Origin of the sequence: Capnocytophaga canis, assembly GCF_000827555.1 — a bacterium.
Lineage (GTDB): Bacteria > Bacteroidota > Bacteroidia > Flavobacteriales > Flavobacteriaceae > Capnocytophaga > Capnocytophaga canis.
Map to the genome: position 1 here is coordinate 1 of NZ_CDOI01000118.1, position 380 is coordinate 380.

The 380-nt window shown below is 39.2% G+C and carries 1 protein-coding gene; it reads right to left on the reverse strand.

Going from position 1 to position 380, the window contains the following annotated elements; genetic code table 11:
* Nucleotides 1-380: DUF5689 domain-containing protein (locus tag CCAND38_RS11925; protein WP_042343888.1), on the reverse strand; the 380-nt coding region annotated here is incomplete at both ends.

Sequence of the window (380 nt, forward strand, 5' to 3'; positions counted from 1 at the left end):
TTTAAAACATCCGTAAACTGAGCATTTTCAATACGCACCAATTGGCTCTCGTAGTTTCCTGTCAAAGCCTCTGCAATGGTAATTGTCTTAGGAGTAGGCACCCCTGCATCCGCTTTCTTATTAATAACGTTGCTGGCTTTAAGTCCATCAATTTGTAGTAGACCCTTGAATTTTCGTAGAGTAGCACCTTTCAAATTCAACTCTAATTCAGTACCCAATGCATAGGAATGAGCAGAAGCAAATCGCAAAGCAATACCTGCTGTGTCGTCTTGAGCAAATGCATTTGCACCTGCCACGTTTTTCGCATCTTTGTCAGATGTTATTACGACTTTGATTTTTACATTTTCCTCAAAAACAAAAGTTTCTGCCTTAAGTAATTC